General features: G+C 63.3%; 16 protein-coding genes. 15 read left to right on the top strand and 1 reads right to left on the bottom strand.

The genetic code is table 11. The annotated features are described in order from the left end of the window. Nucleotides 1–99: 99 nt before the first annotated feature. The 15 genes from rpsB to lpxB all read left to right on the top strand — a co-directional run bounded on the left by rpsB (nt 100) and on the right by lpxB (nt 14858). Nucleotides 100–912, top strand: a complete 813-nt coding sequence (gene rpsB, locus DSM104635_RS10175; RefSeq protein ID WP_158766094.1) for a 30S ribosomal protein S2 — start codon at nt 100–102, stop codon at nt 910–912. Between the two features lie 64 nt (nt 913–976). Further along, nucleotides 977–1915 (top strand): translation elongation factor Ts, encoded by a 939-nt coding sequence (tsf, locus tag DSM104635_RS10170; protein ID WP_158766093.1) that lies wholly within the window; start codon nt 977–979, stop codon nt 1913–1915. A 121-nt stretch (nt 1916–2036) separates the two neighbouring features. Beyond that, nucleotides 2037–2780: a UMP kinase gene (gene pyrH, locus DSM104635_RS10165; protein WP_407703482.1), complete on the top strand. Its 744-nt coding sequence runs from the start codon at nt 2037–2039 to the stop codon at nt 2778–2780. A 10-nt stretch (nt 2781–2790) separates the two neighbouring features. Next, a complete protein-coding gene (gene frr, locus DSM104635_RS10160; protein WP_158766092.1) occupies nt 2791–3357 on the top strand; it encodes a ribosome recycling factor in 567 nt (188 codons plus the stop codon). A 6-nt stretch (nt 3358–3363) separates the two neighbouring features. Next, nucleotides 3364–4116, top strand: coding sequence for an isoprenyl transferase (locus DSM104635_RS10155; RefSeq protein ID WP_158766091.1), 753 nt, complete (start codon nt 3364–3366; stop codon nt 4114–4116). Then, nucleotides 4010–4966, top strand: a complete 957-nt coding sequence (locus DSM104635_RS10150; protein ID WP_158766090.1) for a phosphatidate cytidylyltransferase — start codon at nt 4010–4012, stop codon at nt 4964–4966. The genes DSM104635_RS10155 and DSM104635_RS10150 overlap by 107 nt, the downstream gene beginning before the upstream one ends. Continuing rightward, entirely contained in the window at nt 4963–6159 is a 1197-nt protein-coding gene (dxr, locus tag DSM104635_RS10145) for a 1-deoxy-D-xylulose-5-phosphate reductoisomerase (protein WP_158766089.1), read from the top strand. The genes DSM104635_RS10150 and dxr overlap by 4 nt, the downstream gene beginning before the upstream one ends. A gap of 50 nt (nt 6160–6209) precedes the next feature. Then, nucleotides 6210–7412, top strand: a complete 1203-nt coding sequence (locus tag DSM104635_RS10140; protein WP_158766088.1) for a M50 family metallopeptidase — start codon at nt 6210–6212, stop codon at nt 7410–7412. 79 nt (nt 7413–7491) lie between these two features. Continuing rightward, complete coding sequence (bamA, locus tag DSM104635_RS10135; RefSeq protein WP_158766087.1) at nt 7492–9918, top strand: outer membrane protein assembly factor BamA; 2427 nt, start codon at nt 7492–7494, stop codon at nt 9916–9918. Between the two features lie 14 nt (nt 9919–9932). Next, nucleotides 9933–10562 (top strand): OmpH/Skp family outer membrane protein, encoded by a 630-nt coding sequence (locus DSM104635_RS10130; protein WP_158766086.1) that lies wholly within the window; start codon nt 9933–9935, stop codon nt 10560–10562. Between the two features lie 42 nt (nt 10563–10604). Further along, the gene (gene lpxD / locus DSM104635_RS10125) at nt 10605–11609 is read left to right on the top strand and encodes a UDP-3-O-(3-hydroxymyristoyl)glucosamine N-acyltransferase (protein ID WP_158766085.1); all 1005 of its coding nucleotides are present in this window, start codon (nt 10605–10607) and stop codon (nt 11607–11609) included. Beyond that, on the top strand, nt 11596–12081 hold the full coding sequence (gene fabZ / locus DSM104635_RS10120; protein ID WP_158766084.1) for a 3-hydroxyacyl-ACP dehydratase FabZ: 486 nt from the start codon (nt 11596–11598) through the stop codon (nt 12079–12081). Before lpxD ends, fabZ begins: the two co-directional genes overlap by 14 nt. Next, nucleotides 12078–12869 carry an acyl-ACP--UDP-N-acetylglucosamine O-acyltransferase gene (gene lpxA / locus DSM104635_RS10115; protein ID WP_158766083.1) on the top strand — a complete coding sequence of 264 codons (792 nt, stop codon included), beginning with the start codon at nt 12078–12080 and terminating at the stop codon, nt 12867–12869. Before fabZ ends, lpxA begins: the two co-directional genes overlap by 4 nt. 1 nt (nt 12870) lies before the next feature. Beyond that, nucleotides 12871–13725: an LpxI family protein gene (locus tag DSM104635_RS10110; protein ID WP_158766082.1), complete on the top strand. Its 855-nt coding sequence runs from the start codon at nt 12871–12873 to the stop codon at nt 13723–13725. Then, a complete protein-coding gene (lpxB, locus tag DSM104635_RS10105) occupies nt 13722–14858 on the top strand; it encodes a lipid-A-disaccharide synthase (protein ID WP_158766081.1) in 1137 nt (378 codons plus the stop codon). The genes DSM104635_RS10110 and lpxB overlap by 4 nt, the downstream gene beginning before the upstream one ends. Nucleotide 14859: 1 nt before the next feature. Here lpxB and gltA read toward each other — a convergent pair whose 3' ends face one another. Continuing rightward, nucleotides 14860–16167 (bottom strand): citrate synthase, encoded by a 1308-nt coding sequence (gene gltA / locus DSM104635_RS10100; RefSeq protein ID WP_158766080.1) that lies wholly within the window; start codon nt 16165–16167, stop codon nt 14860–14862.

Here is a 16167-nt window from a genome sequence, read left to right as displayed (position 1 = left end):
AAAGCGGCCGTTTCCTCCATCCGGTCCCGAAGTTTCTCCCGGAAAAAGGGTGGAACCAGGGTCTTTCCCGTGGCGGCAAACCGGAAAAGGAACGAACCTATGGCGCTGCCTGAATTCAGCATGCGTCAGCTCTTGGAAGCTGGCGCGCACTTCGGACACCAGACCCACCGCTGGAACCCGAAAATGGACCGATACATTTTCGGTCAGAAGTCCAACATCCACATCATCGACCTGTCGCAGACGGTGCCGTTGCTGCACCAAGCGCTGCTCAAGGTGCGCGAAGTCGCCGCGAAGGGTGGCCGCGTGCTGTTCGTCGGCACCAAGCGCCAGGCCTCTGAGCAGATCAAAGCGTCGGCTCAGCGTTGCGCGCAGTATTACGTGAACTCGCGCTGGCTCGGCGGCACGCTGACCAATTGGCAAACGGTTTCAAAGTCGATCGCGCGTCTTCGTGAGCTCGAGACGATCGCCGCCGGTGGCGCTGTCGGCCTCACCAAGCGCGAAGTGCTCGACCGCACCCGTGAACGCGACAAACTCGACCGCTCGCTCGGCGGCATCTCGCAAATGGGCGGCGTTCCGGACCTGATGTTCGTGATCGACACCAACAAGGAAGCCATCGCCATCCAGGAAGCCCGCAAGCTCAGCATCCCGGTTGTCGCCATCGTCGACTCGAATTGCGATCCGGACGAAGTCACGTTCCCGATCCCAGGCAACGACGACGCCGCGCGCGCGATCCAGCTCTATTGCGATCTGATCGCCGACGCCGTGCTCGATGGCTTGACCGAGAGCCAGGTGCGTGGTGGCGCCGATATTGGCGCGTCGGCCCGTCCTCCGGTGGAACCCGCGGTGCGAGAAGAACGCCCACATGTGCCGGCAGAAAGCCCAATGGATGGCCCCTCTGGCGCGAACTACTAAGCGAACCCAATCAGACGCGCGCTTTGCGGCTAACCAAGCGCGCAGGCGTATCAGGAGTAGAGAAATGGCGGAAATCACCGCTGCGCTGGTCAAAGACCTGCGCGAAAAGACTGGCGTTGGCATGATGGACTGCAAGAAGGCGCTCGCCGAGAACAACGGCGACCTGGAAGCGTCCGTCGATTGGCTGCGCGCCAAGGGCTTGTCGAAAGCGGCCAAGAAGGCCGACCGCGCCGCCGCTGAAGGCATCGTGGCTGTCGCGATCGCCGACAAGGAAGGCGCCGTCGTCGAACTCAATTCCGAGACCGACTTCGTCGCCCGCAATGCCGACTTCCAAAAGTCGGCTAGCGCGTTTGCCAAGCTTGCTCTGACCGCGGGCGATCACGCCGCGCTGCTCGACGCCTCGCATGCCGGCGCCAAGGTGTCGGATGCGGTGACGCAACTCATCGCCACCATCGGTGAGAACATCACGCTGCGTCGTTCGGCCAAGCTCGCCGTCAGCAACGGCGTCATTTCCAACTATGTCCACGCCAAGGTGGACGGGTCTGACAATCTCGGCCGCATCGCGGTCCTGGTGGCGCTGGAATCCACCGGTGACAAAGTCGCGTTGGATTCCTTCGGCAAGAAGGTCGCCATGCACATCGCCTCGGCCAATCCGTTGGCGCTGAGCGAAGGCGAAATCCCGGCCGATCGCATTGAGCGCGAGAAGGCCGTCATCGCCGAGACCATCAAAGAAGACCCCAAAGCGGTCGGCAAGCCGCAGCAGGTGTTGGACAAGATGCTCGAAGGCAAGATGCGCAAGTTCTTCGAGGAATCCGTGCTGACCAAGCAGGCCTTCGTTCTGAACCCGGATCAGACCGTCGAAGCGGCGCTTGCCGAAGCTTCGAAGGCCGCCGGCGCGCCGATCGCGATCAAGGGCTTCGTCCGCTTCGCGGTGGGCGAGGGCGTTGAGAAGCGCACCGATGATTTCGCCGCCGAAGTGGCGTCGATGACCGGCAAAAGCTAAGCGGCAGGTAACACTGCCAAAGCGAAAGGCGCGGGCCGTGAGGTCCGCGCCTTTTTCTTTCGGGAACAAGCGCAGGACACGGCTGACTTGCCAGTCCGGCTTGGTCTATAGAGTCCTCTTCATGAGCCTTGCCGAAATGCCCCAGCCGAACCCCGCGCTGCGCTACAAGCGCGTCCTGCTGAAAATCTCAGGCGAAGCGCTGATGGGCGACGGCCAATACGGCATCGACCAGGCGACCTGCGAGCGCATGGCCCAAGAGGTCTTGGACGCGCGCAAAGCCGGCGCCGAGATTTGCCTCGTCATCGGTGGTGGCAATATCTTCCGGGGTATGGCCGGCGCCGCCAAAGGCATGGAGCGCGCCAGCGCCGACTACATGGGCATGCTCGCGACCGTGATGAACGCGCTTGCGATGCAGAATGCGATTGAAGGTCTGGGCGGCTACGCGCGCGTGCTCTCGGCCATTCCGATGGTGACTGTCTGCGAGCCCTACATCCGCCGCCGCGCCATGCGTCATATGGAGAAGGGCCGCATCGTCATCTTCGCCGCCGGCACCGGCAATCCGTTTTTCACCACCGACACCGCCGCAGCGCTCCGCGCCGCCGAGATGGGTTGCGACGCGCTGCTCAAAGGCACGCAAGTCGATGGCGTCTACAGCGCCGATCCGAAGAAGGACAAAACCGCGACGCGCTACGACAAGCTCAGTTACCACGAAGTGTTGGCGCGTGATCTCCGCGTCATGGATGCCTCCGCTATCAGCCTGATGCGCGACAACGGCATCCCGATTGTGGTGTTCTCAATCGAAAAACGCGGCGGCCTTGCCGATGTGCTCGCCGGCCGCGGCATCTGCACCACCATTACGGACTAAGGGACAGCCCATGGCAGCCTCGCCGCCTTTCAAGCTCGACGACTACAACAAGCGTATGGACGGCGCGATCACCGCGCTCCAGCACGAGTTCGGCGGCCTCCGCACCGGCCGCGCCTCGGCGTCCTTGCTCGATCCGATCATGGTCGATGCCTATGGTGCATCGTCGCCGCTGACCTCCGTCGCCAGCGTCAGCGTTCCAGAAGCGCGGATGATCTCGGTCAACGTCTGGGACAAAGGGGTCGTCTCCGCCGTCGATAAAGCGATCCGCTCGGCCAATCTGGGTTTGAACCCCATCGTCGATGGCCAGACGCTCCGCATTCCGATCCCGCCGCTCACCGGCGAACGCCGCACCGAGTTGGCTAAGATCGCCGGGAAGTACGCCGAGCAACAACGCATCGCCGTCCGCAACATTCGCCGTGACGCGATGGAGCATTTGAAGAAGCTCGAGAAAGACCACGGCATCAGCGAAGACGAGCACAAGAAGCACGGCGCCGAGGTGCAGAAGGCCACTGACGATCACATCAAGAAGATCGACGACGAGTTCCGTCACAAAGAGCAGGAGATCATGCAGGTCTAGGCCTGCATGTCATTGATGGCGCAGCCATCTCCCGATTCCGCGCAGGCGTCCCCGCCCGCTCACATCGCCATCATCATGGACGGCAACGGCCGCTGGGCCAAACAGCGCTCGCGCCCGCGCACGTTCGGCCACAGCGAAGGCGTCGAAGCCTTGCGCCGCACAGTGGAAGCTGCGGGCGACCTCGGCGTGCGTTATCTCACCGTGTTCGGCTTCTCGACGGAGAACTGGCGCCGCCCGGTCGAAGAAGTGAACGCGCTATTCGATCTGCTGCGCCTCTACGTGGCGCGCGATCTCGACAAGCTCGCGCGCGAGGGCGTTCGTGTCCGCGTCATCGGCGAACGCAATGGCTTGCAATCCGACATCGCAGCCATCATCGAAAATGCCGAAGCCAAAACGCGCCACAACGACAAGCTCAATCTCACCATCGCCTTCAACTATGGCGGTCAAGATGAAATCGCGCGCGCCGCGCGCCGTTTGGCCGAGGACGTAGCCGCCGGAAAGCTCGCGCCCGCCGATGTCGATCACGCTCGCTTCGAGAGCTATCTCGACACCGCCGACATGCCCGCGCCGGACATGCTGATCCGCACCTCCGGCGAAACGCGGCTCTCCAACTTCATGCTCTGGCAAGCGGCCTATACCGAACTCGTGTTCGTTGACGTGCTCTGGCCCGACTTCAACAAAGCCGCACTCGAAGCGGCGATCGGTCAATTTCACCGGCGCGACCGCCGGTTCGGGGGATCAGAGCCTGAGCCCGTCTGACCAAGTCGCGCCCGTTCGCCGCGAGCGCACCGACTGGTCCGACCTGGGCCCGCGCATCGCGTCCGGGCTTATCCTCGCTATCGCCGGTGTCACCGCCGCGTGGTTCGGCGGTCCCTTGCTTGCGGGCGCTTGCGGCGCAGCCGTAGTCGCCATGAGTTACGAATGGGCGCGCATGAGCGAGCCCGATAACATCCGGCCCGCCTTCATGTTCGCGCTCGCGGGTTCGCTTGGCGCAGTGATGTTTTCGAGTTGGCAGTTCCTGAACTACGGCTTTGCCTGGCTTGTCGCCTGCGCCATCGCTTCAGCGTTGCGCCGCCGCTCAGCGCGCGGGTTCATCGAAACCGCGGGCGGCGCGATCTATATCGGTCTGCCCGCAGCACTCTTCGTGTGGCTGCGCGACCGCGGCCCTGAAGGTCTGGAAACGATCCTTGCGCTTTTCGCCATTATCTGGTCTGCGGACATCTTCGCGTATTTCGGCGGCAAGATTATCGGCGGCCTGAAAGTGGCCGAGGGACTTTCGCCGAAGAAAACCTGGTCGGGCCTCGCCACTGGAACACTTGCCGGTTCGCTCGCCGGCTATGGCTGCGGCGTTCTGTTTCACGCCGACCCCGAACTCCGTGTGGCATGGTTGGCCATCGGCGCGCTGATCGCTGTCACTGGATTGGCGGGCGACTTGTTCGAGTCATTCCTGAAGCGGCGGTTCGGCGTGAAAGACGCGTCCAAACTTATTCCCGGCCACGGCGGCGTGCTCGATCGCATCGACAGCCTCATGGCCGCCACGCTGCTTGTGGGCGCAGCACTCGCCTTCGGGCCGCGCGCAACAACACTGCTGTTCGGAACCGGCCTATGACGCACCACGGCCGCAGTGTCTCGATCCTCGGCGTCACTGGCTCAGTCGGCCAATCGACGCTCGCCGTGATCGAAGAACTGCGCGGGCAGGGCGCTGACATCCCGGTCGAAGCCATCACTGCCGGTCAAAACATTGCGGCGCTCGCCGACGCCTGTCGCCGCGTCAAACCACGTTTCGCTGCAGTTTCCGATCCAAGCCTACTCGGCGCCGCCCGCGAAGCGTTGGCCGGGCTCAACGTCGATGTCGGGGCAGGGCCTGCGGCTCTCGAAGAGGCCGGCGCGCGGCCCGCGGCCTGGGTTATGTCTGCGATCGTCGGTGCGGCTGGCCTCACCCCGACCATGGCTGCCGTGCGCAGGGGGGCGCTTGTTGCACTGGCGAACAAGGAGTGCCTCGTCAGCGCCGGGCCGCTCTTTATCGATGCCGCCAAGGCCCACGGCGCGACGTTGCTGCCTGTGGATTCCGAGCACAACGCCATCTTCCAGGTGCTCACGCACCCGGATCGTGTGGAAAAACTGACGCTTACGGCGTCTGGTGGCCCATTCCGCACGGCGAGCCGCGAAACCATGGCCCGCGCCACACCGGCCGAGGCTTGCGCCCACCCTCGCTGGAGCATGGGCCGCAAGATCTCCGTCGATAGCGCCACCCTGATGAACAAGGGACTGGAGTTGATCGAAGCGTCATATCTCTTTGGTTTTTCACCGGAAAAGATCGACGTCATCGTCCATCCCGAGAGCACGGTGCACAGTTTCGTCCATTATGTGGACGGCTCGGTCCTGGCCCAGCTCGCCACCCCGGACATGCGCATTCCGATCGCCTCGACGCTGGCCTGGCCGGATCGCGCGGCGGTATCCACTGCGCGCCTCGATCTCGCGTCTTTGGGGCGGCTGACCTTTGAGGCCCCGGATCACGCTCGCTTCCCGGCTTTGGCGCTTTGCCGGACGGCCCTGGGAACCGGCGCGGCCGCCACCACGGCGCTCAGTGCGGCGAACGAGATCGCTGTGCAAGCCTTTCTGGAGAGCCGAATCCGCTTCCTCGACATTTGCCGCATAGTCGAGGACGCTCTGGCTGCTCTGGAGGGGACCGAAGCAGGACTTATCGCAAAAACGCCTTCATCCTTCGATGATGTGGCCGCGGTGGATCAGGCCGCGCGTCGCGTGGCGCAACGGATTGCGGGAAGTCTGGCGGCAGCCTAAAGGCTGGCGGCGCTCCAAGAACATTACAGGCGCGGGAAGGAAGCGGACGAATGCCGGACGTGCTGCAGGGCATCCAAGGAATACTCTTGTACGCGGCGTCGTTCGTCGTTGTCCTCAGTGTAGTCGTGTTCGTGCACGAGTTCGGTCACTTCCAGGTCGCGCGCTGGTGCAAAGTCGCGATCGACACCTTCTCGATTGGCTTCGGCAAAACACTGCTCGGCTGGCGCGACAAGCAGGGCGTTGAGTGGAAAGTCGGCGCGCTGCCGCTCGGCGGCTATGTGAAGTTCACCGACGACGCCGACGCGATGTCGACAGGCCCGCGCGAAAAGATCGAAGATCCGGCTGCGATGGCCGAAGCGCGCCGCAAAGGCCTCTTCCACGCGCAGCCGCTGTCATCGCGCGCGATGGTGGTCGCTGCTGGCCCGATTACGAATTTCATCTTCTCCATTCTCGCTTTTGCCGCGCTCACGCTGATCATCGGGCGCACGTCGCCAGTGCCGGCGCGTCTCGCGGAAATACAGGCCGATAGCGCCGCCGGCGTCGGCGGCTTGCAGGCCGGCGATATCGTGCGCAGCGCCAACGGCGAAGAGATCACCAATTTCATGGCGCTGCAGTCGGTGATCGGGCGCTCCGCCAATCAGCAGCTTGCTTTGCAGGTCGAGCGCAATGGCCAATTGACGCCGATCACGGTCACCCCGCGTCCGTCGCCTGGCGGTGAAGGCCTGCCGCGCGCCGGCCGAGGCATGCTGGGCGTCACAGGTCCGCTCGTGCTCGATGAAGAGCGTGTCTATCAGCGCTACGGCTTGGTCGACTCACTGGTGTGGGGCGCCAAGGACACCTGGGGCATCGTTGCGCAGACCGGCGCGTATATCGGCGCCATATTCTCCGGCCGTGAGTCAGGCGATCAGATCGCGGGCCCGCTCGGCATCATCAATGTGTCGGGCCAGGTTGCAGAGGGCGCACTTGGTGGCGACGAAATTGGCTGGCCCGAAAAGCTCCAGCGCCTCGGCCTGGCGCTGCTTAATCTCGCGGCGGTGCTTTCTGTGGCGGTGGGTTTCGTGAACCTATTGCCGATTCCAATCCTGGATGGCGGCCACCTTCTTTTCTACGCAATCGAAGCCTTGCGTGGCGGCAAGCCTATTCCGGCGGCGGCGCAAGAATGGGCCTATCGCGCCGGATTCGCCGTGATGGCGAGTTTGTTTCTGTTTGCGACGTGGAATGACATCACACGACTCCTCCCAGGAGCAGGGTGAACAGCGTCCCGTCCTTGTCTTTCCAGGCTGGATGGGGTCTTAAAAAAACGGCGCTGGGGAGCGCCGGGACGAGGGCTTGATGAAGCGGGTTCTGCGGGATGTCGTGGTGAGCGCGGTAAGCGCTGTCGCCACGGTCGGCGCCGGTACGGGGGCGTTGCTGGCGACAGCGACGGACGCGCACGCGCAAGAAGGACAAAGTGCATCGCCGCAGGCGGCGCAGCCGGGTGGCGTCGCCATCCGCCGCATCGTCGTGGAAGGCAACCAGCGGATCGAGCCGGCGACAATCTCGTCCTACCTGCTGGTCCGCCCCGGCGACACGTTCGATCCCGAGCGCATCGACCTTTCGCTCAAGACACTCTTCGCCACTGGCCTCTTCGCTGACGTGCAGATCGAACAGCGCGGCGCCGACCTTGTCGTGGCCGTGATCGAAAACCCGATCATCAACCGCGTCATCTTCGAAGGCCTGCGCACCCTCGACGAAGACGATCTCGAAGAAGAAGTGCAAGCCCGGCCCCGTTCGGTGTTCACGCCGGCGCGCGCCCAAGCCGACGTGCAGCGCATCATCGAAGTGTATCGCCGCGCCGGCCGCTTCGCCGCGCAAGTGACCCCGCAAGTCCGCGAACTCGATCAAAACCGTGTCGATCTCATCTTCGAAGTCGATGAAGGCCCGGTTACCGGCGTCCGCGACATCAACTTCATCGGCAACGAGGAATTCTCCGACCGCAACCTCCGCGACGCCATTGTGACGACCGAGTCAAGCTGGTGGAATTTCTTCGACACCAACGACAATTACGATCCCGATCGCCTCGAGTACGACCGCGAACAGCTGCGTCAATTCTACAGCAACCGCGGCTACGCCGATTTCCGCGTTGTCTCCGCCGTTGCCGAACTCACGCCCGACCAGAAGGATTTCTACATCACCTTCACGGTTGATGAGGGCACCCGCTACGAGTGGGGCACGATCAGCGTCGAAACCGCGCTGGACCGTCTGTCCGAGAATCTGCTGCTGGCCGCCGTGCCGATCCGCACCGGCACCGAGTTCCGCGGCGATCTGATCGAATCGGCGATCGACGCCATGACGTACGTCGCTGGCACTGTTGGCTACGCCAACGTCGTCATCACGCCGAACGTCGTGCGCGACCGCGAAAACCGCGTCGTCAACATCACGTTTGAAGTCAACGAAGGCCCGCGTGTCTTCATCGAGCGTATCGACATCGTCGGTAACACCCGCACGTTGGATCGCGTCATCCGCCGCGAGATGCGGGTCAATGAAGGCGACGCCTTCAACCGGGTTCTCCTCGATCGCTCGCAGCAACGCGTTCGTTCGCTTGGATTCTTCGAAACCGTCACCGTCGAGGACACTGACGGCTCGGCGCCGGATCGCTCCGTGGTACAGGTCAACGTCACCGAGCAATCCACCGGCGAACTCGCGTTCGCTGCGGGTTTCTCGTCGACTGAGAACTTCCTGTTCGACGCCTCGATCACCGAGCGCAACCTGCGAGGCCGCGGCCAGTTCCTGCGTTTGCGCGCGTCGATCAGTTCGCAACGCCAGCAGGTAGACTTCCGCTTCACCGAGCCGCGCTTCTTGGGCCGCGAACTCGCGGCGGGCTTTGACCTCTATTCGCTACGCACGAACTTCCGCAGTCAGTCGTCGTTTGAAAACCAATCGACCGGGATGGGTCTGCGCCTCAGTTTCCCGGTCGCTGAGCGGACCTCGCTGGGCCTGACGTACTCGTTGGTGCAGGACGACACCGAAATCACCAGTTCGCAGTGCGACCCCAGCAATCCGCTGCCGCCGCTGCTGTGCGATCAGGAAGGCGTGTTCCTGACGTCAGTGGTTGGCGTCACCGTCAATTGGGACCGCCGTAACGATCCTATTTTCGCCACACGAGGGTTCGATCTGTCCTTCAGCCAAGACCTCGCGGGTCTCGGCGGTGAGGTGAATTACCTTCGTACGGAACTTGAAGGAGGATTGTACTACGGCCTGCCATGGCAGGGTTGGCGTCTCACGGCTCGAGGCAGCGCTGGCTACATCGTCGGCTGGGGCGGTGACGAGATCCGGATCAATGACCGCTTCTTCAAAGGCGGCGCATCGTTCCGCGGGTTCGACGTCGCGGGTCTCGGTCCGCGGCAACTGCAGGTGACTGATGCCGACGGCACACTTGTGACCGCGGGTGACTCGCTCGGCGGCAATCTCTACGCGATCGGCACGATCCAACTCGATGTGCCGTTGCCGTTGCCGGATTCATTTGGTCTCGATGCAGCGCTCTTCACGGACTTCGGTACGTTGGGCGTTCTCGATCCGGGTAGCGTCGATACCATCGACATTCTCGGCCCCAACAGGCTCATCGTCGAAGATGAAGCGAGCCTCAGAGCCACCGCTGGTATTTCCGTCTTCTGGGATTCGCCATTCGGCCCCGTGCAGTTCGACTTCGCCCAACCGCTGGCAAACGAAGAGTACGATCAAACGGAAGAGTTCCGGTTCTCAACCCGGACGCGTTTCTAAGGGAAAGAAGCAATATGCGTGTTATGAGTGCAATGTGCGCGGTCGCGGCTATCGCGGCTGCGATCGCCCTGACGCCCGACGCGTCAGCGCAACGGCGCGGAAACCAGACTTCGTCGGTTATCGTCGTAAATTTCAACCGTGTCGTTTCCGATTCCGCTATGGGCCGCGACATGGCGGCCAAGCTCGGTCAAGTGCGCAGCCAAATTCAGACGGAAGCGCAGTCGCTTGCGCCGGAAGCTCAATCGATCGAACAAGAGCGCTCAAGTCTGGCGACCGCAACGCGCAACATGACGGCCGATCAGATTCGCAACAATTCGAGCATCAATTCACGGGTCGAAGCGTTCAACACCCGAGCCGAACAATTCCAACGCCGCCAGCAGGGCCTTCAAGGCGATTACCAGTGCTCGGAAGCGCTGGCCGGCCTCGAGTTGCGCAACGCGCTGCAACCAATCGTGCGTGGCGTGATGCAATCGCGCGGCGCCAGCGTCGTGATCGATTCCGGCACCACGCAATCGTTTGATCCCGCTGTCGATGTGACGGATACGGTCCTCCAACAGCTCGACGCCGCTAACCGCGCGTCCACGGCCGCGCGTCACGCGATCAGCGAATGCGCGGCGATGCAGCAGGGGGCTGCGGGCCAGTAATCGAGGTGACATTGGGCGGCGGCGGCGCCACATAGTCGGCGCATGATCGACCCCCGTTTCTACCAGGCGCTCGGACCGGTGACGGTCCGGGCGCTCGCGCCTTCCGCGGACATTGGCGGCGACCCCGAACGCCTGGTTTCCAGCGCCGCACCTGCTGATCAGGCCGGTCTGACAGACCTCTGCTATTTCGAAGGCAAGCGGGGCGCGACAGCGCTGACCAATGCACCTGCCGCCTGCATCATTACGCCAGCACAAGCGCACCTCGCGCCGAATGCCGGCGCGCTCATTCTCACCGATCGCCCGCGCGGCGCGTTCGCGCGGCTCGTGCCTGCGCTCCTGCGTCCACGCGGCTTCCCGCCCGGCGCACCAAGCATCGACCCTTCCGCCAAGATCGAGGAAGGCGTGCAGCTTGGCGCAGGCGTCGTCATTGGCGCGGACGCGCAGATCGGCGCCGGCGCCGTAATCGGCCCCAACAGCGTGATCGGACCCGGCGTCACGATCGGACGTCGCGCAAAAATCGGCCCACGCGTCTCAATCGCTTTCGCGTTGATCGGCGATGACGTGAATATTCTGTCCGGCGCGGTGATCGGCGAGCAGGGCTTCGGCGTCGCTGGCGACGCATCCGGGCCCATCGATGTTCCACACTTGGGGCGCGTCATCGTCCAGGATCGCGTTACCGTCGGCGCAAATTCCTGCATCGATCGCGGCGTCTTCGACGACACCGTGATCGGCGAAGGAACCAAGATCGATAATCTCTGCCACATCGCACATAATTGTCAGATCGGACGCGGCGTCCTCATGGCGGCGTTCGGCGGTGTTTCGGGGTCCACCGTGGTTGGAGACAATGTCACGCTCGGCGGCCGCGTCGGCATCGCCGACCATCGCAAGATCGGCGCGGGCGCAACCCTTGCCGGCGGCGCGGCGGTGTTCCAAGACGTGCCGCCAGGTGAAGTGTGGAGCGGATATCCCGCCAAGCCGTTACGCAAATGGCTGCGCGAAGCAGCATGGCTGAGCCGCAAGGCAGGGGCGCGCAATGAAGGCGAATGATCTGACCGAACAGCAAAAATCCACGGACGATGTGATCGAGATCGGCGAAATCCTCCGCCGTCTCCCGCACCGCTACCCGTTCCTCCTGATCGACCGCGCCATCGACTACATCCCCAACAAATCGATCCGCGGCATCAAGAACGTCACCATCAACGAGCCGTTCTTTCCCGGCCACTTCCCCGGCGCTCCGGTGATGCCGGGCGTGCTGCAGATTGAAGCGTTGGCGCAGACCGGCGCCGTGCTGATGTCGAAGACGCTTGAAGCCGACATCACCAAGCACCTGATCCTGTTCATGTCGGTCGAGAACGCGCGCTTCAAGAAACCGGTGATGCCGGGCGACACCATGGAGATGGTGGTCGAGGTGCTCTTCCAGCGCCGCAACATCTTTAAGTTCCGCGGCCGCGTCGAAGTCCGCGGCGAACTCGCCACCGATTGCGAATTCGCCGCCATGAAAGCGGATCGTCCGTCGTGAACGCCGCTATTCATCCAACCGCGGTCGTCGATAAGTCCGCCGAACTCAGCCTTGGCGTCGAGATCGGCCCGAGCTGCTTCATCGGTCCGAACGTGAAGCTCGGCGAAGGCACCAAGCTCATCGCCCACGTTTTCATCGAGAGCCACACCGAGCTCGGCAAGAACAACACCGTCTATCCATTCGCAGCGCTCGGTTGCCCGCCGCAGGATCTCTCCTACAAGAACGAACCGACCAAGCTCGTCATCGGCGACAACAACGTCATCCGCGAGCACGCCACGCTTCACCGCGGCACTGCGCGCGGCCGCGCGGTCACGACTGTCGGTAATGATTGCTTGATCATGGGCAATTGCCACGTCGCGCACGATTGCATCGTCGGGAGCAATGTCATCATGGCGCAAACCGCCACCATTGGCGGCCACGTCAAAGTTGGCGACTACGCCTTCCTCGGCGGCCTCGCTGGCGTGCATCAGCATGGCCGCGTCGGCCGCTATTCATTCGTCGGCGCATCGGCGCTGATGACAACCGATCTGATCCCGTTTGGCTCCGCCATCGGCAACCACGCCCACCTCGGTGGCCTCAACGTCGTCGGCCTGAAGCGCCGCGGTTTCACCCGTGAACAAATCCACGATCTGCGCGCTGCTTATCGCTTGCTGTTTGCTGAAGAAGGCACCTTCCAGGAGCGCATCGAGGATTGCATCGAAGCTTACGCCAGCAATCAGCAAGTGATGGAGATCGTCGACTTCATCCGCGCCGACGCCGCGCGCCCGCTCTGCATGCCGCGAGACTGAGATGACCTGGCGCAAGCTCGGCGTCATCGCGGGCGGCGGCGAACTGCCCGTCGTACTCGCCGAACACTGCGCGGCAACGAACCGTCCATATTTTGTCGCCCGCATCACCCCGTATGCTGACGCCGCACTCAACGCGCATCCGGGCACTGACAACGGTCTCGGCCATTTGGGCGGACGGATGAAAGCGATGCGCGAAGCCGGCGTCGATGCTGTGGTGCTAATCGGGCAAGTTCCACGTCCCGACGTCTCGAAGCTGGATCTCGACGACGGCGCCATTGCCATGCTTCCTGCCATCATGGCCGCGCTTCCGCAGGGCGACGATGCGCTCCTGCGCGCCATCCTCAACGAGCACGAACGCGCCGGCTTCCAGGTCGTTGGCGCGGAAGCCGTGATGGGTGATCTGCTTGCGCCCGAAGGCGTCTGGGGTGCCATCGCACCGACGCCAGCGCAAATGAAGGACATCATCAAAGGCGCTAAAGTCGCGCACGCGATCGGCGCCTTCGACATAGCGCAAGGCGTCGTCGTCCGCGACGGCCACGTGCTAGCTTTGGAAGCGGCCGAAGGAACCGACGAAATGCTGAACCGCGTGGCCGCGTTGCCGGATGCGTTACGAGGCACGCCGGACAACCGCCGCGGCGCACTCGTAAAGCGCCCAAAGCCGATCCAAGAGCGGCGCATCGATCTCCCAGTCGTTGGCATTCGCACCGTCGAAGGCGCTGCCCGCGCTGGCCTTGCCGGCATCGCCGTCGAAGCCCACGGCGCCCTCGCAGTTCGCCGCGCCGAGATGATCGCCGAGGCCGACCGGCTCGGCCTCTTCCTCTACGGTTTCACCTGCGCCGAAGCAGGCGACGCTTGAGCGGCTGCATCTTTCTGGTCGCAGCGGAATCGTCCGGCGACGCCCTCGGCGCCGACCTCGCACGCGTGCTGAAGGAGCGTGATCCGACACTTGAACTCGCGGGCGTCGGCGGCCCACTCATGGCGGAAGAGGGCGTGCCCACCCAAGCCGACATTAGCGGCCTCGCCATCCTAGGCTTCATCGACGGCTTCCTGGCCTTCGCCCGCGTCAAACGCGCCGTCGCGGCGACCGTCGCCGCGATCCTGAAGGCCAAACCAGACATCGTCGTGCTGATCGACTCCTGGGGCTTCACGCTTCGCGTCGCCCAAGGCGTCCGCGCCGCCGATCCGAGCATCAAGCTCGTTAAATACGTCGGCCCGCAAGTGTGGGCGACGCGTCCGGGTCGCGCCAAGACGCTCGCCGCCGCCGTCGATCACCTGATCTGCATCCACGATTTCGAAGTGCCATTTTACGAGCCCTACGGCCTCGACTGCACAGTATGCGGCCATCCAGCGCTCGGCCGCTACAAGCCAGGCGATGGCGCAGCATTGCGCGCGCGCCAAGGCTACAAGCCGAACGAAAAGATCATTCTCGTTCTGCCCGGCAGCCGCACCGCCGAAATCCGTCGCATTGGTCCAGCGCTCTGGGCCGCTGCCGAACTCCTAGATCGCGACCGCGACGTCCGCATCATTGTCGTAGCCGCCAACAGCGTGCGCCAACAGGTGCTCGAACAGGCGCCCGCCGCCGTGCGCATTTTGGATGAGCGCGAGAAGGAAGACGCCTTCGCCGCGGCCACGGTGGCGCTCGCGGCATCCGGCACGGTTACAACCGAGGTCGCTCTCCAGGGCACGCCGCTCGTGATCGGCTACAAGCTCGGCTGGATCACGTGGGCGCTCGCGCGCGCGTTTCTGTTCAAGTCGAAATACGCCACGCTGATGAATGTCGCCGCCGACAAGGAAGTCGCACCCGAGTTCATCCAAACCAAATGCACGCCGGAAAACATCGCCGCCGCCGCCGCGCCTTTGCTCGACGATGCGGATGCGCGCGAAGACCAGGTGCGCGCGCAAGACGAAGCGCTCGCTAAGATGGGCAGGGGCGATCGCCCGGCGTCTGAGTTCGCCGCCGATGCAGTGCTGAAGATGATGCGCGGCTAGCTTACTTGCGCTGCCCCACTGGCACGTAAGCGCGCAGCGTCGGCCCAGTGTAGACTTGGCGCGGACGGCCGATCTTCTGGCTGTCGTCTTCCATCATCTCGGTCCATTGCGCGATCCAGCCCACAGTGCGCGCGACCGCGAACAACACCGTGAACATCGAGGTCGGGAAGCCCATCGCGCGGAGCGTGATGCCCGAATAGAAATCGATGTTCGGATAGAGCTTGCGTGACACGAAATACTCGTCGTTCAGCGCGATCTTCTCCAACTCCATCGCCACCTTGAGCGTCGGATTGTCTTCGGCGCCCACTTCCTTCAGCACCATGTGGCAAAGCTTCTGCATCGCCGTCGCGCGTGGATCGTAATTTTTATATACGCGGTGGCCGAAGCCCATAAGCCGAATGTCGTCGTTCGGATCCTTCACGCGGCGAATGAATTCCGGGATATTATCGACCGTCCCGATCTCTTCGAGCATGTTCAGCGCCGCTTCGTTGGCGCCGCCATGCGCCGGGCCCCACAAACACGCGATACCCGACGAGATGCACGCAAACGGGTTGGCGCCCGACGAACCCGCCAGCCGCACCGTGGAGGTCGACGCATTCTGCTCATGGTCCGCGTGCAGGATCATGAAGACATCGAGCGCACGGGCCATGACCGGATTGATCTTGTAGTCCTCGGCCGGCACTGCGAAGCACTGCCGTAGGAAGTTGGACGCATAGTCGAGTTCATTGCGCGGGCTCACGAATGGCTGGCCGATCGAGTACTTAAATGCGCGCGCCGCAATCGTCGGCATCTTCGCGATCAGACGGTGGCTGGCGATGGTGCGTTGCTTGCGATCGTTGATGTCGGTGCTGTCGTGATAGAACGCGGCCAGCGCGCCGACCGTGCCGACCATGATCGCCATCGGGTGCGCGTCACGCCGGAAGCCGTCGAAGAAGCGATCGAACTGCGCGTGCAGCATGGTGTGGTAGGTGATGTCTTTTTCGAAGCGCTTGAACTCGCCTTCGTTCGGCAGCTCGCCATTGGCGAGCAGGTAGCACACTTCAAGGAAGCTCGATTTCTCGGCCAGCTGATCGATCGGATAGCCGCGATAGAGCAGCACGCCCTCGTCGCCATCGATATAAGTGATCTGGCTTTCGCACGCGGCCGTGGAGGTGAAGCCTGGATCGTAGGTGAAGACCTTGCCGTCCGAGTAGAGCTTGCGGATGTCGATCACGTCAGGGCCGACCGTGCCGCCATAAACCGGCAGCTCAAGCTGCTTGTTGTTTACTGTGAGGGTAGCCGAAGGCTTCTTGACGATCTTGCTGTCCAT

It is taken from the genome of Terricaulis silvestris, from assembly GCF_009792355.1.
Classification (GTDB): domain Bacteria; phylum Pseudomonadota; class Alphaproteobacteria; order Caulobacterales; family Aquidulcibacteraceae; genus Vitreimonas; species Vitreimonas silvestris.
Note: the sequence above shows the minus strand (reverse complement) of the source record. Positions and strands in the feature narration are given on the sequence as shown.